This window comes from Terracoccus sp. 273MFTsu3.1, from assembly GCF_000383675.1.
Lineage (GTDB): Bacteria > Actinomycetota > Actinomycetes > Actinomycetales > Dermatophilaceae > Terrabacter.
This window is the reverse complement of sequence record NZ_KB911821.1, coordinates 370636-393186: the sequence shown is the minus strand read 5'-3', so window position 1 is coordinate 393186 and position 22551 is coordinate 370636. Positions and strand designations below refer to the sequence as shown.

20 protein-coding genes are annotated in these 22551 nt (G+C 71.6%); 14 read left to right on the top strand and 6 right to left on the bottom strand.

The window, feature by feature from the left end; genetic code table 11:
* The first annotated feature begins 96 nt into the window (after positions 1–96).
* Together H283_RS0107465 and H283_RS0107460 are read left to right on the top strand one after the other, a co-directional pair.
* Positions 97–879, top strand: a complete 783-nt coding sequence (locus H283_RS0107465) for an electron transfer flavoprotein subunit beta/FixA family protein (RefSeq protein WP_020142896.1) — start codon at positions 97–99, stop codon at positions 877–879.
* Between the two features lie 41 nt (positions 880–920).
* A complete protein-coding gene (locus H283_RS0107460) occupies positions 921–1877 on the top strand; it encodes an electron transfer flavoprotein subunit alpha/FixB family protein (protein ID WP_028785406.1) in 957 nt (318 codons plus the stop codon).
* A gap of 97 nt (positions 1878–1974) precedes the next feature.
* Here the strand turns inward: H283_RS0107460 and H283_RS0107455 are convergent, their stop codons facing one another.
* Together H283_RS0107455 and H283_RS0107450 are read right to left on the bottom strand one after the other, a co-directional pair.
* Positions 1975–2448 (bottom strand): hypothetical protein, encoded by a 474-nt coding sequence (locus H283_RS0107455; RefSeq protein WP_020142894.1) that lies wholly within the window; start codon positions 2446–2448, stop codon positions 1975–1977.
* A 74-nt stretch (positions 2449–2522) separates the two neighbouring features.
* Positions 2523–4040, bottom strand: coding sequence for a S8 family serine peptidase (locus H283_RS0107450; RefSeq protein ID WP_028785405.1), 1518 nt, complete (start codon positions 4038–4040; stop codon positions 2523–2525).
* Between the two features lie 189 nt (positions 4041–4229).
* Between H283_RS0107450 and H283_RS0107445 the strand changes: the two genes are divergently transcribed.
* On the top strand, positions 4230–5420 hold the full coding sequence (locus tag H283_RS0107445; RefSeq protein WP_020142892.1) for a cysteine desulfurase family protein: 1191 nt from the start codon (positions 4230–4232) through the stop codon (positions 5418–5420).
* Positions 5417–6562: a tRNA 2-thiouridine(34) synthase MnmA gene (gene mnmA / locus H283_RS0107440; RefSeq protein ID WP_020142891.1), complete on the top strand. Its 1146-nt coding sequence runs from the start codon at positions 5417–5419 to the stop codon at positions 6560–6562. The genes H283_RS0107445 and mnmA overlap by 4 nt, the downstream gene beginning before the upstream one ends.
* Here the strand turns inward: mnmA and H283_RS0107435 are convergent.
* Positions 6537–7424 carry a GNAT family N-acetyltransferase gene (locus H283_RS0107435; protein WP_231372243.1) on the bottom strand — a complete coding sequence of 296 codons (888 nt, stop codon included), beginning with the start codon at positions 7422–7424 and terminating at the stop codon, positions 6537–6539. The two genes, mnmA and H283_RS0107435, sit on opposite strands and share 26 nt — an antisense overlap.
* Positions 7425–7539: 115 nt before the next feature.
* Here H283_RS0107435 and H283_RS0107430 point away from each other — a divergent pair, with 115 nt between their 5' ends.
* Positions 7540–8190, top strand: a complete 651-nt coding sequence (locus H283_RS0107430; RefSeq protein ID WP_156023039.1) for a hypothetical protein — start codon at positions 7540–7542, stop codon at positions 8188–8190.
* A 47-nt stretch (positions 8191–8237) separates the two neighbouring features.
* Positions 8238–9218: a hypothetical protein gene (locus tag H283_RS0107425; protein ID WP_020142888.1), complete on the top strand. Its 981-nt coding sequence runs from the start codon at positions 8238–8240 to the stop codon at positions 9216–9218.
* 87 nt (positions 9219–9305) lie between these two features.
* On the opposite strand, the gene H283_RS0107420 is transcribed toward H283_RS0107425, so the two are convergent.
* Positions 9306–10538: an Ig-like domain-containing protein gene (locus tag H283_RS0107420; protein ID WP_231372242.1), complete on the bottom strand. Its 1233-nt coding sequence runs from the start codon at positions 10536–10538 to the stop codon at positions 9306–9308.
* 158 nt (positions 10539–10696) lie between these two features.
* A complete protein-coding gene (locus H283_RS0107415; protein ID WP_020142886.1) occupies positions 10697–12208 on the bottom strand; it encodes a long-chain fatty acid--CoA ligase in 1512 nt (503 codons plus the stop codon).
* Between the two features lie 128 nt (positions 12209–12336).
* On the opposite strand from H283_RS0107415, the gene ligA reads away from it, so the two are divergent.
* The 6 genes from ligA to H283_RS0107385 all read left to right on the top strand — a co-directional run bounded on the left by ligA (position 12337) and on the right by H283_RS0107385 (position 19727).
* Positions 12337–14481, top strand: coding sequence for an NAD-dependent DNA ligase LigA (gene ligA / locus H283_RS0107410; protein ID WP_043648823.1), 2145 nt, complete (start codon positions 12337–12339; stop codon positions 14479–14481).
* A 268-nt stretch (positions 14482–14749) separates the two neighbouring features.
* Positions 14750–15514: an ABC transporter ATP-binding protein gene (locus tag H283_RS0107405; RefSeq protein ID WP_231372241.1), complete on the top strand. Its 765-nt coding sequence runs from the start codon at positions 14750–14752 to the stop codon at positions 15512–15514.
* On the top strand, positions 15507–16298 hold the full coding sequence (locus H283_RS0107400; RefSeq protein WP_020142883.1) for an ABC transporter ATP-binding protein: 792 nt from the start codon (positions 15507–15509) through the stop codon (positions 16296–16298). The genes H283_RS0107405 and H283_RS0107400 overlap by 8 nt, the downstream gene beginning before the upstream one ends.
* A 159-nt stretch (positions 16299–16457) precedes the next feature.
* On the top strand, positions 16458–17702 hold the full coding sequence (locus H283_RS0107395) for an ABC transporter substrate-binding protein (protein WP_020142882.1): 1245 nt from the start codon (positions 16458–16460) through the stop codon (positions 17700–17702).
* Between the two features lie 139 nt (positions 17703–17841).
* The gene (locus H283_RS0107390) at positions 17842–18711 is read left to right on the top strand and encodes a branched-chain amino acid ABC transporter permease (protein ID WP_020142881.1); all 870 of its coding nucleotides are present in this window, start codon (positions 17842–17844) and stop codon (positions 18709–18711) included.
* Positions 18708–19727, top strand: coding sequence for a branched-chain amino acid ABC transporter permease (locus tag H283_RS0107385; RefSeq protein WP_020142880.1), 1020 nt, complete (start codon positions 18708–18710; stop codon positions 19725–19727). Before H283_RS0107390 ends, H283_RS0107385 begins: the two co-directional genes overlap by 4 nt.
* Positions 19728–19813: 86 nt before the next feature.
* Here H283_RS0107385 and H283_RS28075 read toward each other — a convergent pair whose 3' ends face one another.
* Complete coding sequence (locus tag H283_RS28075) at positions 19814–20428, bottom strand: hypothetical protein (protein ID WP_020142879.1); 615 nt, start codon at positions 20426–20428, stop codon at positions 19814–19816.
* A gap of 179 nt (positions 20429–20607) precedes the next feature.
* Between H283_RS28075 and gatC the strand changes: the two genes are divergently transcribed.
* Complete coding sequence (gene gatC, locus H283_RS0107375; RefSeq protein ID WP_020142878.1) at positions 20608–20904, top strand: Asp-tRNA(Asn)/Glu-tRNA(Gln) amidotransferase subunit GatC; 297 nt, start codon at positions 20608–20610, stop codon at positions 20902–20904.
* 119 nt (positions 20905–21023) lie between these two features.
* Positions 21024–22550 (top strand): Asp-tRNA(Asn)/Glu-tRNA(Gln) amidotransferase subunit GatA, encoded by a 1527-nt coding sequence (gene gatA / locus H283_RS0107370; RefSeq protein ID WP_043648815.1) that lies wholly within the window; start codon positions 21024–21026, stop codon positions 22548–22550.
* The last annotated feature ends 1 nt before the right edge of the window (position 22551 follow it).

The window sequence follows — 22551 nt, the reverse complement described above, 5'->3', positions numbered from 1 at the left end:
GAGCGGGCGCTCAGTGAGAGGATGGACGGCAGTGCCGGAGCGACCTCCGGCAGTTCCATGAGCACCACCACCAGCAACGGAAGAGGACGTTCACCCATGAACATCGTCGTCTGTGTCAAGTACGTGCCGGACGCCCAGGCCGAGCGCACGTTCAACGCATCTGACAACACGACCGACCGCGAGAACGTCGACGGCCTGCTGTCGGAGCTCGACGAGTACGCGGTCGAGGAGGCCCTCAAGATCGTCGAGGCCGGCGAGGGTGAGGTCACCGTCCTGACGGTGGGCCCCGACGCCGCCGCCGACGCCATCAAGAAGGCCCTGCAGATGGGCGCCGACAAGGGTGTGCACGTCAACGACGCCGCCATCCACGGCTCCGACGCCATCGCGACCTCCCTCGTCCTCGCCGAGGCCATCAAGAAGATCGGGGACGTCGACCTCGTCGTCACCGGCATGGCCTCGACCGACGGCACCATGGGTGTCGTGCCCGCGATGCTCGCCGAGCGACTCGGCCTGCCGGCCGTGACGTTCGCGTCCGAGCTGAGCGTCGAGGGCACCACGGCCACGATCCGCCGTGACGGTGACGCCTCCACCCAGACGATCACGGCCACGCTGCCGGCCCTCGTGTCGGTCACCGACCAGATCAACGAGCCGCGCTACCCCTCCTTCAAGGGGATCATGGCCGCAAAGAAGAAGCCCGTCGAGCAGTGGAGCCTCGCCGACCTCGGCGTGGACGCCACGCAGGTCGGCCTCGACGCCGCCTGGACGAAGGTCGAGTCCTTCGCCGCGCGCCCGCCGCGCTCGCAGGGCGAGATCGTCGCCGACGAGGGCGACGGCGGCAGCAAGCTCGCCGCCTTCCTCACCGAGCGCAAGTTCGTCTGACCTGCCCCTGACCTTCCCAGCCAGCAAAGGAGATCCGCACCATGGCTGAAGTACTCGTGCTCGTCGACCACGTCGAGGGCAAGGTCCGCAAGACCACGTCCGAGCTGCTGACGATCGCCCGCCGCCTCGGTGAGCCGTCCGCCGTCTTCGTCGGCTCCGGATTCGACGCCGCCAAGGAGACCCTCGCCCGCTTCGGCGCCGAGAAGATCTACCGCGTCGAGTCGCCCGAGGTGCTCGAGCACCTCGTCGTCCCGCAGGCCGAGCTGCTCGCCCAGCTCGTCTCCTCGGCGTCCCCGGCCGCGGTCCTCGTGCCGTCCTCGCCGGAGGGCAAGGAGATCGCCGCACGCCTCGCCGTCAAGACCGAGTCGGGCCTCATCACCGACGCCGTCGACGTCCAGGCCGCCGACGGTGGCGTCGCGACGACGCAGTCGGTCTTCGCCGGCTCCTACACCGTGTCGGCCACGGTCACGAAGGGCACGCCCATCGTCGCCGTCAAGCCCAACTCGGCCACCCCCGAGGAGGTCGCCGGTGCGGCCGCCGACGAGGTCGTCGACTTCACCCCGTCCGACGCCGCCAAGGGCGCGAAGATCACCGAGTCCAAGCCGAAGCAGGCCACCGGGCGCCCCGAGCTGACCGAGGCCGCCATCGTGGTCTCCGGTGGCCGCGGCACCGGCGGTGACTTCTCCAAGGTCGAGGAGTTCGCCGACTCGCTCGGTGCTGCTGTCGGTGCCTCGCGTGCCGCGGTCGACGCCGGGTGGTACCCCCACACCTCGCAGGTCGGCCAGACCGGCAAGCAGGTGAGCCCGCAGCTCTACGTCGCGTGCGGCATCTCCGGTGCCATCCAGCACCGCGCCGGCATGCAGACGTCCAAGACGATCGTGGCCGTCAACAAGGACAACGAGGCCCCGATCTTCGAGCTCGTCGACTTCGGCGTCGTGGGTGACCTCTTCACCGTCCTCCCGCAGGCGACCGAGGCGATCACGGCCGCCAAGGACTGACCGCCCCGTCGGGCCGGTGCCCGGCGCCGCACGACAGCGACCCCCGACCAGCACGGTCGGGGGTCGCTGTCGTGCGAGCACGTCGACCGGCCGGCTCTCAGGCAGCCTCGGAGTCGAGGTCGACCCGCGACGACAGCCGGATCCAGCTCTCGAGCCGCTGCCGGTTGAAGGCGTATGCCGCACGTCCCGTCCCGAGGGTCCACCACGCGCCGCGCAGCGCCTCCGACGGCAGGCGCACGGGACGACCCTGGCCGCGGCGCCACTCGAGGCGCCCGCTCGACGACACGCGGCGGACGTCGCGACGGTCGATCGTCGTCGTCGCGAGCGTGTTGTGCACGCGCAGGCTCTTCGTCCCGAGGTCGATGCGGGCCGACCACGCGCGCCAGCCGAGCGCCAGCGCGAGGGCCAGGCACACGGCATACGTGATCGTCGCGGGCAGGGACGGGACGAGCCGTACGAGCAGTCGGGCCACGAAGTAGCCGATGACGGGACAGGCCAGGGCCGCGACGGCCCGGTGGGCGGCGGGAGCACGCAGCCGGCTGCCGCCGGTGCCCTCGTGCCTGCCACCCATGGGGCCGATCATAGGCAGACCGGCCCCACAGGTGGGGTGGACGGGTCGCGCAGGTGGTGCTGCTGCGCCCGGCGTCAGGGACGGATCGCGGTGGCCGCCGCGACGACGTCGACGAGGCCGTGACCCTTGTCGAACGACGTCGTGCCGTTGCCGGCCGGGTCGCTGACGTAGGCGGCTCCGTCGGCGTACTTCCAGGCCGTCGCCTTGATGACGGCCTCGACCTGGGCCGGCGTCGCGCTCGGGTTGGCCTGGAAGAGCTGGGCCACGATGCCCGAGATGTGCGGCGTCGCCATCGAGGTGCCGCTGATCGTGTTGTAGTCGCCGTTGTCGCGCGGGTCGCCGCCCGTCGTGCAGATCGGCAGGTAGATGCGGCACGACGACGTGATGCCCTCACCCGGGGCCGAGATGTCGGGGTAGCTCGCGAACTGCCCCGAGCGGCCGCGCGAGCTGAAGTCGCTGACCGTGCCGTTGCGGGTGCCCGTGTCCTGGTCGTTGTACGACGCGACGGAGATGATGCCGCCCGTCGGGTCCTGGCCGGGAGGGTTGGAGAGGTTCGCGGAGCCGTCTCCGCCGTCGTTGCCGTTGGCCCAGACCGAGACGACGCCCTCGCTGACGAGCGCACGCTGGAGCTTGACCGTCGCCGAGTTCGGGTCGAACTCGCCGCCGCCCGTCGGCCCGTAGGAGTTGCTCGTGACCTTGATCGGCGGGCACGTGCTGGCCGGGACGCCCGCTCCGCAGGGCGCGGCGTGGTGCTCGAGGACCCAGTTGAGCGCCGAGTCGGCGCCGACGATGAGCAGCACGGCCCCGGTGCTCAGGCTGACGATGCTCGCACCGGGTGCGGCCCCGTGCATCCTCGTGCCGTCGGACAGGGTGACGTCGCGCCCGGCGACGATGCCGGAGACGTGCATGCCGTGGCCGCCCGCAGCGAGCAGGTCGGTGTTGAGGCTGCCGGCGTCGACGGGCTGGCAGGGGAGCAGCTCGAGTGGGTCGCACACCATCTTGAGGTTCTTCACGACGGCCGAGGTGCCGTCGGCGTTCTGGAGGAACGGGTGCGTCGGGTCGACGCCGGAGTCGATGACGGCCACGCTCACACCGGAACCGTCGAGGGCCTTGCCGTTCGCCCCCGTGAGGGTCGCCCTGGCCTCGGAGCCGCGGGTGGCCGTGTTGGACGTCGACAGGAACATGTCGATGGGCTGGTTGCCCTCGACGTACGTGACGCCGGGGACGGAGCGCACGGCGTCGATCTGCACGGGGAGCCCGGCCGCGACGACGACACCGATCTTGTCGTAGGTGTCGCGGACCGTGAGCCCGGACGCGGTGGCGGCACGGCGCGCGGCCCCGATGTCCGTCGCGTGGACGAGCACGGTCGTCGGCGTGACGGCCGACAGGGTCGACCAGTGCTGTGCGAGCCACGTCGACAACGGTGCGCGGGCCTGGCCGGTGCCCAGCACGCCGGCAGCGGCGCCGGACGGCGCGGACTGCGGACCGGACGAGGCCGGCGAGGCGGCGGCGACGGTGGCCGAGGTCAGGGCGGTGGCTGCTGCCACGGTGACCGCTCCGAGACGGAGGCGGCGTGAGGCGGTCAATCGCATGAGATCCCTCTCTGCTGGGCCACCCCACGTCAGTGGAGGGTGGCGACGTGACTGACCAACGAGGGGGCGCGGTGTGAGGTTACGCACGGGTAGCCGGCGGGCCGGCACATGCCGTCGCCCACGGGGGTGGGTGGACGCGTCGCCCTGAGCCCGTCCGGCCGGGGTGTCAAGGAGTCCTAGAATCGGTGGGTGACTGCCTATCTCGACCATGCGGCGACCACGCCGATGCTCCCCGCCGCCCTCGCGGCGATGACGGAGCAGCTGGCGGTCGTGGGCAACGCCTCGTCCCTGCACCGCACGGGTCGCGCCGCTCGCCGGGCCGTCGAGGAGTCGCGCGAGCGGATCGCCCGCTGCCTCGGTGCGCGACCCTCCGAGATCGTCTTCACCTCGGGCGGCACGGAGTCGGACAACCTCGCCGTCAAGGGCACCTACTGGGCTCGCCGAGACCGCGACCCTGCTCGCGTCCGGCTCCTCGTCGGCGCGACGGAGCACCACGCCGTGCTCGACTGCGTCGACTTCCTCGTCGCGCACGAGGGCGCCAAGGTCACCTGGCTCGAGTGCACCCCAGACGGGGTCGTCGAGCCCGCGACCGTGCGCGCCGCCATCGAGTCCGACCCCGACTCGGTCGCCCTCGTCTCGGTGATGTGGGCCAACAACGAGGTCGGGGCCGTCCAGGACGTCCGTGCCATCGCCGACGTGGCGCACGAGTTCGGGGTGCCGTTCCACACCGACGCCGTGCAGGCGGCCGGGCACGTGGCCGTCGACTTCGAGGCGAGCGGCGCCGACCTCATGTCGGTGACCGCGCACAAGCTCGGCGGCCCCATCGGCGTCGGCGCCCTCGTGCTGCGTCGTGACGCGAGGCTCGTCCCGCTGACGCACGGTGGCGGACAGGAGCGGCAGGTGCGCTCCGGCACCCTCGACACCCCGGCCATCGTCGGCTTCGCCACCGCGCTCACCGAGGCCACGGCCTCGATCGAGGCCGAGTCGGCCCGGCTCGTCGCCCTGCGCGACGACCTCATCGAGCGCGCCATGGCGATCTCCCCTGACATCCGGCCGTCCGGTGTCTGGCACCGTGGCGACGGCGTGAGCCGGCTCCCCGGCAACGTGCACCTGCTCGTGCCCGGGTGTGACGGTGACTCCCTGCTCTACCTGCTCGACGCTGCCGGTGTCTCCTGCTCGACGGGGTCGGCGTGCCAGGCCGGCGTGCCGCAGCCCAGCCACGTGCTGCTCGCGATGGGGGTCGCCGAGAGCGACGCCCGGGGCGCCCTGCGCCTGACGCTCGGGCACACCTCGACCCAGGCCGACGTCGACACGTTCGTCGACGCGCTGCCCGCTGCCATCGAGCGCGCGCGCCGTGCGCGGGAGGCGACCGCGTCGTGAGGGTCGTGGCGGCGATGAGCGGTGGCGTCGACTCGGCGGTCGCCGCCGCCCGCATGCTCGACGCCGGCCACGAGGTCGTCGGCGTCCACCTCGCCCTGAGCCAGAGCGCAGCGACGCTGCGCGAGTCGGCGCGCGGCTGCTGCACCATCGAGGACGCCGGCGACGCGCGCCGGGTGGCCGACGTGCTCGGGATCCCCTTCTACGTCTGGGACATGGCGGCCCGCTTCAAGCGCGACGTCGTCGACGACTTCCGCGCCGAGTACGCCGCCGGGCGCACGCCCAACCCGTGCCTGCGCTGCAACGAGAAGATCAAGTTCGCCGCGCTGCTCGACAAGGCCCTGGCCCTCGGCTTCGACGCGGTGGCGACGGGCCACTACGCCCAGGTCGTCGAGGCCGAGGACGCTCACGGGGGAGTGCGGCGCGAGCTGCACCGCGCCGTCGACATGGCCAAGGACCAGAGCTACGTCCTCGGGGTGCTCGACGCCGACCAGCTGGCCCACTCGTTCTTCCCGCTCGGTGACACGACCAAGCCGCGCATCCGCGAGGAGGCGGCCGAGCGGGGCTTCTTCATCGCCAGGAAGCCCGACAGCCACGACATCTGCTTCATCGCCGACGGCGACACCCGAGGGTGGCTCACCCGCGAGCTCGGGGAAGCCCCCGGGGACATCGTCGACACGTCCGGCGAGGTCGTCGGCCGGCACGCCGGGGCCTTCGCCTACACGGTCGGGCAGCGCCGCGGGCTCGCGCTCTCCCGGCCCGCCGCCGACGGCGAGCCGCGCTACGTCGTCGAGGTCCGCCCCGAGACCAACCAGGTGGTCGTCGGCGCCGCCGACCTGCTCGGCGTCAACGCGATCACCGGCGACCATGCCCGCTGGTGCGGCCCGGCGCCCGAGGGCGTCGTGCACGTCGGCGCGCAGGTGCGCGCCCACGGCGAGGAGTATGCCGCGACGGCCTGGGCCGACGGCGACCGCGTCGAGGTGCGGCTCGAGGGCCGCGTCCGCGGCGTCGCGCCGGGACAGTCCGTCGTGCTCTACGAGGGGACGCGGGTCGTCGGCTCGGCCACGATCTCCGCGTCCCGACTCGAGCGAGCCCCCGTCGGGTCGCCGGGAGACGACCTCAGTCCAGCGACCGGGTCCACGTGACGGTGCGGGCGCGCGGCCGGAAGCCCAGGGCGCGGTAGAGACGCTGCGGACCCGGATAGTCGTCGTCGCCGCGCGGGCTCACCTGTGCGACAGACGCGCCCACCTCGGCCGCCCGGTGCAGAGCTGCGAGCGTCACGGCGCCCGCGAGTCCGCGACCACGGTGCTCGGGCACACACCCCACCGGCTCGACGAGACCCGCAGCGTGGGCAGGGTCGAGCCACACGAGGGCCGAGGCCACCATGGTGTCGTCGGCGTCGACGGCGACCCAGTCGAGGTCGTGGCGGTAGGGCCAGGCAGCCATGAGCTGCTCGTAGGCCCGCTCGTCGACCTTCGACGGACCGACGTCGGACCACGAGGCGGCGTGGACGGCGGCGCGGGTGCGGGCCTCGTGCCGCTCGACGTGGCGGAAGGTGTAGCCCGGGACGTCGGGCACCGGCGGTAGGTCGGCGAGGTCGAGCACGTGGTGCGTGAAGAAGGGCTCGTCGGTGCGCGGTTCGAATCCTGCTGCGGCGAGGGCCTGCTCGGCGACGTCTCCCTCCATGACGAGGGCCGCCTGAGTCCGCGCGTCGCTGACCTCCTCGAACCAGTCGACGACCGCTTCGGCGACGTCGGGCCGCGCCGGGTCGACCTGGAGCTCGAGCCAGTCGGGTGCCTCGGCCCAACCGAAGCCGACCACCTCGCCGCCGTCGGTCCAGAAAGCGATGGCCTCGCCGTCGTCGAGGCCCATCGGGTCGACCGGCCGGTAGTAGCGGCTCCACGCGAGCTGACCGGGGTGAAAGCGCGAATCGGGTGTCCAGAGCCGCGAGGCGTGGCCTTGCATCGCTCGCAGGTCGGCGGGTCCCGAGAAGTCATGGCGGCGCACCGGCACCACGCTACTGCCGCGGCCACTCGCCGACCGGTACCGCTGCTTGCTGCCCCTCACGCACTCGGATCCCGAACCGGACCCGCAGGCGGCGGAAGCGTCGCACACTGTCCCCATGGAGCGCAGACGGGGGAGCGTTGCGGGGGTGTGGGTGCGGACCGGCGTCGTCATGGGCGCTGTGCTCGCGGTGTCGGCGTGCGGCCACCCCTCCGGCCCGGGTGCCGCGGCCCTGACAAGCGTCCCGGTGACGACCTCGTGTCTGGACGTCGACGGGCACGGCCGGCCGGTCTGGGCCGGAGGGCCTCCGGGGACCGGGGCCGCCGGCGTCGCCAACGCGCTCCAGGAGGTCGGCAACGCCTACCCGCACGAGGTGGCGGGCGTGGCGCTGTGCAGCGACGGGTCCGGCGCCGACATCTACCTCACCGCCGAGCGGGGCGCGGCCCGGGCGAAGGCGGTCGAGCTCGCTGGGCGGCACCCCGGCACCGTCCACCTCGTCGAGGTGCCGTACTCGCTCGCCGACCAGCTCTCGGCGATGGACGCCATCAGGCCGCTCATGGACGCGGAGCCGAGAATCACCGGCCTCGGGCCCGAACCCTGGACCGGGGGCCTCGTGATCCGGGTCGTGCCCGTCTCGGGGACCTTCGAGGACATCGCGGCGCAGCGCGGCCCGGACGTGGCAGACGTTCGCGCCCGCATCGTCGCGGCGATCGGACCCGGGCTGCCGGTGCGCTTCGAGCGGGGCGACGGCTCGGGGGTCCTGCTCTAGCCCCCTCGCCGTCCCGGAGCCGCGCCGCGTGCGCCTAGGCTGGCGCGGTGACTCTCGCTACCGGCATCGGCTCCTGGCCCGGCACCTCGGTGCGCGACGCGGTGCGGCAGGTGCGCGAGATCCTGGACGGCCACGTGCCCTACCTCCCGGAGCTTCCCGCGCGGGGGCCGGGCGCCGACATGGTGGGCCGCACGGCGGGCCTGCTCGTCGAGCTGCCCGTCGACCTCCAGCCCGTCGGCTGGCGGCTCGTCGACCGTCCCGGACGTGACGCGTCGCGCACGGCGGCGATGCTCCGCGAGGACCTCGACGAGCTCGCCGAGGCCTTCGACGGGCACACCGGGGCGCTCAAGCTCCAGGTCGTCGGGCCGTGGACCCTGGCTGCCAACGTCTGGCTCTCGCGCGGCGAGCGCGTCATCGTCGACGACGGCGCCAGCCGTGACCTCGTCGAGTCGCTCGCCGAGGGCGTACGCCTCCACGTCGCTGCGGTGCGCAGCCTCGTCCCCGGGGCGCAGGTCGTGCTCCAGGTGGACGAGCCCAGCCTGCCCACCGTGCTCGCGGGCCGGCTGCCGACCTCGTCGGGCTTCGGCCGTCTGCCGAGCCTCGACCCCCAGGTGGCCGCGGCCGGCCTGATGACGGTGCTCCGCGCACACGACGGCGAGACGGTCGTGCACTGCTGTGCGGCCAACCCGCCGCTGCCACTCCTGCGTGCCACCGCGCCGACCACGCTGTCGCTCGACACCTCCCTGCTGCGCCCCCGCGAGTGGGAGGGCGTCGCCGTCGCGGTCGAGGACGGCATACGCCTCCATGCCGGCGCCGTGCCCACCGACGGGAGCCGGACGCGACCGCAGGACCTGGCTGCCGACCTCGTCGGGGCGTGGACGCGGACCGGCCTGCCGCTCCGGTCGCTCGCGGACGTCGTCGTGACGCCCGCCTGTGGCCTCGCCACGGGGTCACCGGAGGTCGCGAGGGCCGTGCAGCGAGCAGCCGTGGAGACCGCCCGCGAGCTCGAGGAGCGCAGCGCCGGCTGACGGTCGCCGACGGGCTCCCAGCCCCGAACAGCAGGGCCGGCCACCCCTAAGGGTGGCCGGCCCTGCTCGGTGAGCTCGGTGGTCAGCTCAGAGCGCGGAGCCCGCGCTCCACCTGGCCCAGCTGAGGTTCCAGTCCGAGTAGCCGTTGCCCATCGTCATCGGACGGTTGGTTCCCGTCGTCTCGACGACGTCGCCGATCCGCATCTGACCGAAGAGCCACTGGCCGTTGGCATCGCTCATGCCCGTGCAGCCGTGGCTGACGTTGCGCTTGCCCTGGTCGGCGACCGACCACGGCGCCGTGTGGAGGAACTCACCGGAGTTCGTGACACGCATGGCGTACTTCACCGGGGTGTCGGCGTAGTAGTTCGGGTCGTCCTTCTTCAGGCCGATGGTCTCGGCACGCATCGTGATGTTGGTCTGCTTGTCCATGATGACCTTGACACCCGAGCGGGTGACGAAGCCCGGACGACCACCGGTGACGGGGATGCGCTTGACCCACTTGCCGTCGATGAAGACGTCCAGCTGGTCCGTCTTGAGGTTGACCTTGGCCACGACGGCGCGGCCGATCGTGAAGTCCGACGTGCGGCTCATCTGGCCGTAACGGTTGCCGCCGGCGGGCACGCCGTTGAGGTTGGCCTCGACGTGCACCTTGGTGCCGGCCTTCCAGTACGTCTTGGGACGCCAGTGCGCCTCGCGCGAGCTGAGCCAGTACCAGGACCCGGCCTGGGCGGGGGTCGAGGTCACCTTCATGTGCTTCTCGAAGCTCGCCTTGTCGACGACCGGGAGGTCGAAGCGGACGACGACCGGCATGCCGATGCCGACGGTGCCTCCGTCACGCGGGGAGACGGCGACGTAGACCTGGTCGTCGAGCGTGAGGTTCGCGGTGCGGAACGTCTGCGTCGACTCGGTGGTCTTTCCGTCGGAGTCCTCGGCCGTGAGGTCGAGGGTGTACTTGACGCCGGGCTCGAGCAGGTCGGACGCGGTCCACGTGCCGCCCTCGAGGGTGCCGTCGACCGGGACGCGGTTGCCCTTCTTGCTCTTGTACGAGAGCGAGGCCTTCTTGAGCGTGCCCTTCTCGGCCGAGGCGGTGACCCGCGTGTCGACGGAGACGTCCTCGGACTCGTCGCCCGGGGTCGTCTTGAAGACCACCGGGTCGGTGGTCGGCGTGGGTGCCGCCGACGTCGTGCCACCAGCGGTCGCCGACGAGGAGCCCGCGGGCTTGCCGTTCTCGGCCGTGGCAGTTGCATTGCAGGCCGTGACGCCGAGCATGGCCAGGACGGCCATCCCCGAGACTGCGGCGGAACGGATGCTCAACTTCACGCGTGAATACCCTTCGCAGACGTGACGCCGGGCGTCCCAGGGCGGGACGGGGTGCGGCACGTCGATAGTGACCCTGCTCCAGTGTCACCGATGCCGCGCAATACGCCAAAACGTACGGCGAGTCCAAACCCCTGCGTGTCGCAGGGTTTGGCGGCGCGTCAGGACGTCGTCCGCGGACGCACCTCGCGGCGCAGGATCTTGCCGGTGGGGCCCTTCGGCAGCTCGTCGAGCGACCAGATGCGGCGGGGGTACTTGTAGGCCGCCAGGCGCTCCTTGACGTAGCCCTGGACGTCCTCGAGCGTCGCCGTCGAGCCGGGGCGCAGCACGACGGCGGCACCGACCTCCTCGCCCATGAGGTCGTCGGGGACGCCCACCACCGCGGCCTCGAGCACGTCGGGATGCGTGTAGAGCACCTCCTCGACCTCGCGCGGGTAGACGTTCAGGCCGCCGCGGATGATCATGTCCTTCTTGCGGTCCACGATCGTGTAGTAGCCCTCGTCGTCGACGGTCGCGAGGTCGCCCGAGCGGAACCACCCGTCGGGGATGGCCTCCTTCGTGGCCTCGGGCCGGTTCCAGTAGCCCTTCATGATGTTCTCGCCGCGGATCGCGATCTCGCCGATCTCGCCCGCCGGGGTGTCGTTGCCCTCGAGGTCGACGAGCTTCATCTCGCAGCCCGGGATGGCGCGGCCGATGGTGCCCGGCTTCGTGGGCTTGTCGGGCATGTTGAACGAGGCGACGGGGGAGGTCTCGGACAGGCCGTAGCCCTCGAGGATCTGGCAGTGGAACTTCTCCTCGAAGGCCTTCATGACCGCCTCGGGCATCGCCGAGCCTCCCGAGGCGCACGTGCGCAGGCTGCTCGTGTCGGCCTCGTCGGCGTTCGGGTGGTTGAGGATCGCGGCATACATCGTCGGGACGCCCTGGAAGATCGTGACGTGGTCGCGGCCGAGGACCTCGATGGCCTTGGCCGGGTCGAACCGGGGGATGAGCGATAGGGTCGCGCCGCGCTGGACCGACGTGTTGAGCCCGCACGTGAGGCCGAAGACGTGGAAGAGGGGCAGGCAGCCCATGATGACGTCGTCCTCGGTGATCTCCATGATGTCGGTGGCCGAGCGCTCGGCGTTGCGGTGGAGGTTGAAGTGCGTCAGCTCGGCGCCCTTGGGCTTGCCGGTGGTGCCGCTCGTGTAGAGGATCACGGCGGTGTCGTCGTCGGCGCGCTCGACCGGCTCGAGCACCGGAGGGCCCGCCGTCTCGGACGCGTCGAACTGGCCGTCGGCCGGCCCCATCGGGCCGCACACGACGAGGCGGGTCCCGGTCTCGGCCGCCGCCTTCCCGGCCTCGTCGGCGAAGTCCGGCCACACGAAGCTGAAGCGGGCCCCGCTGTCCTCGTAGAAGTACTGGATCTCGCCGGACTTGAGCAGCGGGTTCATCGGCACGACGACGCCGCCCGCGAGCAGGGTGCCGTAGAAGGCGACGGGGTAGGCCGGCACGTTGGGGAGGATGAGCGAGACCCGGTCGCCGGGCTCGAGTCCCGCCGCGCGCAGCTGGCCGGCCACGGCCGCCGCCGCGCGGTGCAGCGCCGACCACGACAGCTCGACCTGGTCGAGCTTGATGCCCACCTTGTCGGGGACGCGTGCCGCGGTGGCGGTGAGGTTGGCGGCGAGGTTGGTCATCTCTGCTCCTTCGCAGGGGGCGGGCTCCGGCCCATTGTCACTGCTGGGTCGCCCGGTGAACAGACCCGCCGCCACGTGAGGAGTGTCATCGGGCGGTGACCGTCGGAACCGGCTGGCAGGATGAGCGGGTGAGCGAGAGCAGCGGCCCCACGCCCGTCACCGACGACGTCCCGACCGAGGTCCACCAGGAGTGGGCCGAGCTCGCCGAGCAGGCCGCCGCGGCGCAGTTCGCCTACCACGTCAAGGACGCGCCGACGATCAGCGACGGCGAGTACGACGCGCTGATCCGGCGGCTCAACGCCATCGAGGACGAGCACCCGTCCCTGCGCACCCCCGAGAGCCCGACCCAGAACGTCGGGGGCGCGTCGTTCGCGACCGGCTTCGAGACGGTCGACCACGTCGAGCGGATGCTGAGCCTCGACAACGCCTTCTCCTTCGAGGAGCTGCAGACGTGGGCCGAGCGCGTCGAGCGCGAGGTCGGGGCGGGCGCCCACTTCCTCACCGAGCTGAAGATCGACGGCCTCGCCATCAACCTGCTCTACGAGCAGGGCCGCCTCGTGCGCGCCCTGACCCGCGGCGACGGCCGCACGGGCGAGGACGTCACCAACAACGTCCGGACCATCGAGGGCATCCCCGAGCGGCTCGCGGGCGACGACGTTCCCGACCTCGTCGAGATCCGCGGGGAGGTGTTCTTCCCGACGGCGGCGTTCGCCGACCTCAACGCGAGCCTCGTCGAGGCGGGCAAGGCGCCCTTCGCCAACCCCCGCAACGCCGCGGCGGGCTCGCTGCGCCAGAAGGACCCCAAGGTCACCGCCACCCGCCCGCTGCGGATGCTCGTCCACGGCATCGGGGCGCGCCGGGGCTTCGACATCGAGCGACAGAGCGAGGGGTATGCCGCCCTCCGCGGCTGGGGGCTGCCGACCTCCGACGAGGTGCGCGTGCTCGACGACATCGCCGCCGTCCAGGAGTTCGTCACCTACCACGGCGAGCACCGCCACGACCGCTCGCACGAGATCGACGGGATCGTCGTCAAGGTCGACGAGGTGCCCCTGCAGCGCCAGCTCGGTGCCACCTCCCGTGCGCCCCGGTGGGCCATCGCCTTCAAGTACCCGCCCGAGGAGGTCAACACCAAGCTGCTCGACATCCGGGTCAACGTCGGGCGCACCGGTCGGGTCACCCCCTACGGCGTCATGGAGCCCGTCGTCGTCGCCGGGTCCACGGTCGAGAACGCGACGCTGCACAACGCGTACGAGGTCGAGCGCAAGGGCGTGCTCATCGGCGACACCGTCGTGCTGCGCAAGGCGGGCGACGTCATCCCCGAGATCGTCGGTCCCGTCGTCGACCTGCGCGACGGCACCGAGCGCGCGTTCGTCATGCCGACGGACTGCCCGGCCTGCGGCACCCCGCTCGCCCCCGAGAAGGAGGGCGACAAGGACATCCGCTGTCCCAACACCCGCTCGTGCCCGAGCCAGCTGCGCGAGCGGGTCTTCGCGCTCGCCGCCCGCGGCGGGCTCGACATCGAGGCGCTGGGCTGGGAGGGCTCCATCGCGCTGCTCGAGTCAGGGATCATCACGGACGAGGGTGACCTCTTCGCGCCGTCCGCCGACAGCCCCCACGCGGGGGAGTACGGCATCACCCGCGAGAAGCTCGCGCGGGTCCCGCTCTACACGAGGGCCGCCAAGAAGACCGACCCCGACGAGACCGTCGTCGGCGGGCGCGTGCTCTCGGCCGGTGGCGACAAGCTGCTCGCCGAGCTCGAGAAGGCCAAGAGCCAGCCGCTGTGGCGGGTGGTCGTGGCCCTCTCGATCCGGCACGTCGGACCCACGGCGGCCCGGGCGCTGGCGACCCACTTCGGCTCGATGGAGGCGATCCGATCGGCGACGACCGAGGAGCTCGCCCAGGCCGAGGGTGTGGGCGGGGTCATCGCCGAAGCCGTCACCGCGTGGTTCGAGGTCGACTGGCACCAGGAGATCGTGCGCAAGTGGGCCGACGCCGGCGTCCGGATGGCCGACGAGGTCGACGAGTCCGTCGAGCGCACGCTCGAGGGCAAGACCGTCGTCGTCACCGGCTCGCTCGAGGGCTTCTCCCGTGACGAGACGAAGGAGGCCATCATCAGCCGAGGCGGCAAGGCCTCCGGCTCGGTGTCGAAGAAGACCGACTTCGTCGTCATCGGCGCCAACGCCGGGTCCAAGGCGGCCAAGGCCGAGGAGCTGGGTCTGACGATCCTCGACGAGGACGGCTTCCGCCGCCTGCTCGAGACGGGTGCGCCCTGACTGACCCGCGCAGCACGACCCCGTCGGGGCTGCTCGCACTCCGTCGAGCCGGCGTGAGCGCGCCCGCCCCCGCGGGGTCCGGCGGCCGGCTCGCATGTGTCGCGAGCCCACAGAACCGCGTCAGGTGTGTGGGTCCCCACCGTCCTTTCGGCGTGCAGCCCTCCTAGGCTTTGCCGAAGTTTCCCGGACTTTCCGGAGTCGTCGCCAGCCAGTCACACCGACCGGCTCGGCCCGACACCACGCTCACCCGAGCGCGACGCACGAGGAGGTGCAGGTCTTGACGGGTACCCCGTTGCTCGAGACCAGGGCCCTGACCAAGGAGTTCCGTGGTTTCCGGGCCGTCTCGGAGGTCGACCTCACGGTCGCCCGCGGCACCGTCCACGCGCTCGTCGGACCCAACGGTGCGGGCAAGACCACGCTCTTCAACCTCCTCACCGGCTTCCTGGCCCCGACGTCCGGCGCCGTGCTCTTCGACGGTCAGGACATCACCGGCAAGGCGCCGGAGCAGATCGCGCCGCTCGGCATCGCGCGCTCCTTCCAGATCACGAGCCTCTTCGAGGCGATGACCCTGCGCGAGCACCTCGAGCTGGCCCTGGCCAGCCCGACCGGCATGGGCAAGCAGTGGTGGCGCTCGGTCACCCGCATGGCCACGTTCAAGGACCGCGCCATGGAGCTGCTCGAGCAGGTCGGCCTCGCCGACCGCGCCGGGGCACCGGCGTCGTCGCTGGCCTACGGCCAGAAGCGCGCGCTCGAGCTTGCGATCGCCATGGCCCTCGACCCCAAGCTGCTGCTCCTCGACGAGCCGACCGCCGGCATGGGGATCGAGGACGTCGACCGCACCATCGCCCTCGTCAAGCAGCTCGCCGAGGGGCGCACCGTCGTCTTCGTCGACCACAACATGCACGTCGTCGGATCGCTCGCGGACCGCGTCACCGTGCTCCAGTCGGGGCAGGTGCTCGCGGAGGGACCCTACGAGCAGGTGCGCGCCGACGAGCGGGTCATCACGGCATACCTCGGAGCAGCCCATGAGTGACGACACGACCGCCACGACGACGACGGAGCAGCCGGCGCCCGACCGCGCCGGTGCGCCTGAGCCCGCGAGCCCCCGGCGCGGCGCCGCACGGATGCTCGAGGTGTCCGGGCTCTCCGCCTGGTACGGCGAGGCCCGCGTCCTCACCGACGTCAGCATCGACGTGGCCCCCGGTGAGGTCGTCACCCTCGTCGGGCGCAACGGGGCCGGCAAGACGACTCTGCTGCGCTCGGTCATGGGGCTGCACCGGCAGATCGAGGGCTCGATCACGCTCGACGGGTCCGACCTCGCCAAGCGGTCGGCCGACGCCCGCGCCCGGGCCGGCATCGGCTGGGTCCCGGACGACCGCGGCATCTACGCCAGCCTCACCGTCGCCGAGAACCTCCTGCTGCCGCCGGTCGTCCACGCGGACGCCTGGTCCCTCGAGCGGGTCTACGAATTCTTCCCCGTGCTCCACGAGCGCCGTGACTTCCCGGGCACGAAGCTGTCGGGCGGCGAGCAGCAGATGCTCGCGATGGCCCGCGTGCTGCGGATGGGCTCGCGGCTCCTGCTGCTCGACGAGCCGAGCGAGGGCCTGGCCCCGGTCATCGTCCAGCGCATCGGCGAGATCATCCGCGAGATCAAGGGCCAGGGCGTCGGCGTCCTCCTCGTCGAGCAGAACGTCGCGTTCGCCTCGACGGTCGCGGACCGGCACTACCTGCTCGCCCAGGGCAAGGTCGTCGAGCACCTCGGCAACGACGACTTCAGGGCCCGCGAGGGAGAGCTGCTCACCTACCTCGGGATGTAGCCCCCGCCCACGTCCCGGCCGCAGCACCCGCCGGGCGCACCACGACCACGCCACGACCACGACACGACCACGCCACGACCACGACGCCCTTGCGTCATCCCGTCACACCGCCCCACCCCGTCAGCACCGTCACATCTCGTCACAACCCCAGGAGGGGACATGCGTAGCAGGACAGTCCAGGGCACCGTCGCCATCGCCGCGACCGCGTCGCTCGCGCTCGCCGCGTGCGGAGGGGCCGGCGGCCCCCAGTCCGGCGGCTCGAGCAAGCTGACCGACGACAAGGTCGTCATCGGCCTGCTCAACGACCAGTCGGGCGTCTACAAGGACCTGTCCGGTCCCAACAGCAAGGTCGCCATCGAGATGGCGATCGCGGACTACAAGGCGAAGTACGGCGACAAGGCCGTCGCCAAGGACATCGAGGTCGTCACGGCCGACCACCAGAACAAGGCCGACATCGCCAACTCCAAGGCGCAGGAGATGTACGACCGCCAGAAGGCCGACATCATCCTCGACGTGCCCAACTCGGCCGCGGCCCTCGCCGTCGCCACGCAGGCCAAGAACAAGAAGAAGCTCTACATCAACATCGGTGCGGGCACGACGGCCCTGACCGGCGCGAGCTGCAACAAGTACACCTTCCACTGGGCCTACAACACCGCCGTCCTCGCGCGCGGCACGGCCGGCACCATCACCAAGGAGGGCGGGACGAGCTGGAACATCGTCTACCCCGACTACGCCTTCGGCCAGGACATGAACAAGTCGTTCAGCGCCGAGGTCACCAAGAACGGCGGCACCGTCGGACAGTCGATCGCGTCGCCCTTCCCGAGCGACAACTTCGCCACCTTCATCACCAAGGCCGGCGAGGGCAGCCCGAAGGTCATCGGCTCGATGCACGCCGGCGGCGACCTCATCAACTTCGTCAAGCAGTTCAACCAGAGCTCGCTCAAGGGCAAGGTGCAGCTCGCGGTCGGCCTGATGTTCATCACCGACATCCACTCGCTCGGTGTCGACCAGTTCGCCGGCACGCAGTTCACCGACGCGTGGTACTGGAACTTCGACGCGCAGAACAAGAAGTGGGCCGACCAGTTCAAGGAGAAGACGAACACCCGTCCGTCCTTCGCCCACGCCGCGAACTACTCCGCCGCGATGAACTACCTCGAGGCCGTCCAGGAGGCCGGCACCGACGACGCCGACACGATCGTGGGCAAGCTCGAGGGCAAGAAGATCAACGACGTCTTCCTGCGCAACGGCGAGATCCGCAAGGCCGACCACGCCGTCATCCACGACGTCTACCTCGCCAAGGTCAAGAGCTCCGCTCCGGAGGAGTGGGACTACGAGGACATCGAGAAGACGATCCCGGCCGCCGAGGCCTACGGCGCGGCCAACCCCGCCTGCTCGATGAGCTGATCCCAGGGGCCTGAGCCGGCGCCCTGCGTCGGTATGCCGTCCGGTGGCGTCCACGAGGACGCGCCGGACGGCATACGGCACCACGCGGCTGTCGAGGCAGCCGCACCCAGCCCGATCGACCGCGAACCGAGCGAGAGACATGAGCGAATTCATCCAGTACACCCTCCAGGGGCTCGCCGCCGGCGGCTTCTACGCGCTCTCCGCGCTGGGCCTCGCCGTCATCTTCGGCGTCCTCGGGGTCGTCAACTTCTCCCACGGCGCCTGCTACATGCTCGGCGCCGTCCTGTCAGCCGTCCTGCTCGCCGAGCTGAACGTCGGTTTCTGGGCGGCGCTCATCATCGTCCCCGTCCTCATGTTCGGGTTCGGCGTGCTCATGGAGCGCCTGCTCGTGCGCTGGCTGCTCGAGCTCGACCCGCTCTACAACTTCCTGCTGACGTTCGGCCTCACGCTCGTGATCGTCGAGGCGGTCAAGCAGCGCTACGGCGTCTCCGGTCTGCCCTACCAGGTGCCGGCCGGGCTCGGCGGCCAGGTCTCGGTCGGATCGGTCAACCTCTCCGTCTACGCGATCTTCGCCTGTCTCTTCTCGGTCGTCGTGTGCGTCGCCGTCGGGCTGCTGCTGACGAAGACGCGCATCGGCATGATCGTGCGCGCCGCGACCGAGGCGCCCGACCGCACGCGAGCCCTCGGCATCAACGTGGGGCTGTGGGTCACCCCCGTCTTCGGCTTCGGCATCGCGCTCGCGGGCCTCGCCGGTGTGCTCGCCGCGCCGACCCGCGCCATCACCGCCGAGATGGGCAGCAACTTCATCATCATCCTCTTCGCCGTCGTCGTCATCGGCGGCCTCGGATCCATCCTCGGGGCGGTGGTCGCAGGCTTCCTCGTCGGACTCGTCGAGGCCTACGGCATCGCCTACGCCCCCACGTACGCCCAGATCGTCATCTTCGTGCTGATGGCGCTCGTCGTTCTCGTCCGGCCCTCGGGGCTCTTCGGACGGGAGGAGGTCGCATGAGCGAGCAGATGACCGCCAAGGTCGACGTCGACCTGGCCCAGCCCTCGATCCTCTCGCGGCGCAACCCGCTGCGCTACGTCATGCTCCTGGCCGGCCTCGCCGTGCTCGTGATGCTGCCGTACTGGATCTACCCGCCGGTCGCGATGGACATCCTGTGCTGGGGCCTCTTCGCGATCAGCGTCGACCTGCTCCTCGGCTTCACGGGCCTGCTCAGCTTCGGCCACGCCGCGTTCTGGGGCGGCTCGGCGTACTGCACCGGCCTCATCGCCACCCACTGGGGCGTGCCGTTCCCGGTCGCCGTCATCGGCGGCGCCGTCTTCGCGATGCTCATCGCCTGGCCCATCGGCTACCTCTCGGTGCGGCGGACCGGCATCTACTTCGCCATGGTCACCCTGGCCTTCGCGCAGATGCTCTACTTCATCGCCAACCAGGCGCGTGACCTGACGGGCGGCGAGAACGGCCTCCAGGGCATCCCGCGCAACTTCTTCGGCATCGAGCTCGTCGAGACCGACCCGTTCTACTTCTACTACGTCGGCGCCGCGATGATCCTCGTCGGCATCCTCGTCGCGTGGCGCGTCGTCAACTCGCCCTTCGGCCGGGTGCTGACGGCCGTCCGCGACAACCCGGCCAGGGCGCGCGCCCTCGGCTACGACGTCGAGCGCTACAAGATCACGGTGTTCATCATCTCGGCCGGCCTGGCCGGCCTCGCCGGTGGCGTCTTCGCGGTCAGCCACCAGTTCGCGTCGCTGCAGGAGCTGATGTGGACGACATCGGGCAAGGTCGTGCTCATCACGGTCCTCGGCGGCATCGGCACGCTCTGGGGCGGCCTCGTCGGCGCCGGCGTCGTCGTGACGCTCGAGGACTACCTCGCGAGCTCCGGCTTCGAGGGCATCGGCCTCATCACCGGCACGATCTTCGTCGTCATCGTCCTGCTCTTCCGCCACGGCATCTGGGGCACGGCGCGCAACGTCCTGCGCCGCTACGTCCTCGACCGCCGCACGCGCTCCCGCGACTGACCCCGACCCCGGGCCTCCCGCCGTTCGATGTGTGCGCGTCCGCTGGACGGCGACGCGAACACATCGAACGCGGGATGGAGAGGGGGTCAGGGGGTGAGGATGCGGCGGGCGACGCGGCCGACGACGAGCCACGCAACGGCGCCGAGACCCCAGTTGGTGATGGTGTTCTTGACGACGGCGCCGTCCCCGGTGAACTGCTTGATGCCGGCGGTGCGGCTGAAGACGCCCAGGTCGGCCCAGTCGGCGGCGCGCATGACGGCCGCCACGAGGGCGTTGTTCGTGTTGGCGTCCAGCAGCACGAGGACGGCTCCGAGCAGGAGCGCGGTGGCGGCGAGCAGGCAGGCGAACCACACGATCTCGCCGAGCAGGGTGCGCACGCGCCGGATGCCGGCCCCGGTGAGGGTCGCCGCCCGGCGGGCGCCGGCCCGGACGTCGGGGGTCCGGCGCGCCCGTGGGGCGACCTCGGCCATCTCGGCCTTGGCGGAGGCCCGGTCGGACGGCGCGTCGGTCGTCGTACCGGTCGTCCCGGTCGTCGTCTCGGTCGTCGTCTCGGCGGACGGCTCGGTCGTCGTCGGGGTGGGGGCTGGACCGGCCGAGGCGGTCGGGGCCGGGTCGGCCGCTTCGGTCGCGTGGGCGGGAGCCGCCGGCTCGTCCTGCGTGGGCGCGGTCGTCGTGGTCGTCGGGCTGGCCGGGCTCGTCATCGAGGGTTCTCCTTGGGTGGTTCGTGGATCCGCCGTGGTCAACGAGCGAGACCGGCGCCAGGACACGCCCGACCCCCGACGACTTCCGGGGCACGGAGCACGAGAGGCGCGCGCGGGTGTCGGTGCGGGGCTCCGGACCGTGGTCCGGGCCCGAGGGGCTGCCCCATAGACTGGCCCGCATGTCATCCCTGTCCCGCGACGACGTAGCCCACCTGGCCGGCCTCGCCCGGATCGAGCTCTCGGACGCCGAGCTCGACCGCATGGTGGGTGAGCTCGGAGTCATCCTCGAGTCCGTCGCCAAGGTCCAGCAGGCCCCGACCGACGGCGTCGCCCCGATGTCGCACCCGATGCCGCTGACCAACGTGACCCGCCCCGACGTCGTGCGCCCCAGCCTCGGCGCGGAGGCCGTGCTGGCCGGGGCGCCCGAGTCCGAGCAGCAGCGCTTCTCGGTGCCGCGCATCCTCGACGAGGACTGAGCAACCACGCAAGCCTGCGTATGCCGCCCCTGCCGAGCACCCGGCATACGCCCCGCCCGTGACGGGCACCACGAAAACTCCTGTCGCAGCTACGAACCGAAGGCACTGACGTGACCGACCTGCCAACTGACCTGACGAGGGCCACCGCCGCCGACCTGGCCGGCGCGCTCGCGAGCGGGGCCATCAGCTCCGTCGAGGTGACCCAGGCGCACCTCGACCGGATCGCCGCCGTCGATGGCCAGGTGCACTCCTACCTCCACGTCGACGAGGCCGGGGCGCTCGCCCAGGCGCGGGCGATCGACGACCGGCGTCAGGCCGGCGAGACCCTCGGCGCGCTCGCCGGGGTGCCGATCGCCGTCAAGGACGTCATGACGACGAAGGGGCTGCCGACGACGTGCGGCAGCAGGATCCTCGAGGGGTGGATCCCGCCCTACGACGCGACCGTCGTGTCGAAGCTGCGCGAGGCCGGCCTGCCGATCCTCGGCAAGACGAACATGGACGAGTTCGCCATGGGCTCCTCGACGGAGCACTCGGCCTACGGGCCGTCGCACAACCCGTGGGACCTCGCCCGCATCCCCGGTGGCTCTGGCGGTGGCTCGAGCTCGGTGCTCGCCTCCTTCCAGGCGCCGCTCGCGACCGGCACCGACACCGGCGGCTCGATCCGCCAGCCGGCCGCCGTGACGGCGACCGTCGGCACCAAGCCGACCTACGGCGGCGTCTCGCGCTACGGCCTCGTGGCGCTCGCCAGCTCGCTCGACCAGGCCGGCCCGTGCGGTCGCACGGTCCTCGACACCGCCCTGCTCCACGCCGTCATGGGTGGCCACGACCCGATGGACTCGACGTCCATCGACGCGCCGGTCCCGCCCGTCGTCGAGGCCGCTCGCGCCGCCAGCGTCAAGGGCATGCGCATCGGCGTCGTCAAGGAGCTCGGCGGCGAGGGCTACCAGCCCGGCGTGCGCGCCCGCTTCGACGAGTCCGTCGCGCTGCTCGAGGAGCTCGGCGCCGAGGTCGTCGAGGTGAGCTGCCCCAACTTCGAGTACGCCCTCGCGGCCTACTACCTCATCCTCCCGAGCGAGGCCTCGAGCAACCTCGCCAAGTTCGACGCGATGCGCTACGGCATGCGCGTGCTGCCCGAGGGTGTCGACGCGCCGAGCGCCGAACAGGTCATGGCCGCGACGCGGGACGCGGGCTTCGGGCCCGAGGTCAAGCGCCGCATCATCCTCGGCACCTACGCCCTCAGCTCCGGCTACTACGACGCCTACTACGGCTCGGCGCAGAAGGTCCGCGCGCTCATCGCGCAGGACTTCGACAACGCGTACGCCCAGGTCGACGTGCTCGTCAGCCCGACCGCGCCGACGACGGCGTTCAAGCTCGGCGACAAGCTCGAGGACCCGATGGCGATGTACCTCAACGACATCGCCACCATCCCGGCCAACCTCGCGGGCGTCCCCGGCATGTCGATCCCGTCCGGCCTCGCCGACGAGGACGGCCTGCCCGCGGGCATCCAGATGCTCGCGCCGGCCACCAAGGACGATCGTCTCTACTCCGTCGGTGCCGCCCTCGAGGCTGCGCTCGTCGACCGCTGGGGCGGTCCGATCCTCGACCGCGCGCCCGTGCTGGGCGCCGCTGCTGCGAAGGGAGCCTGAC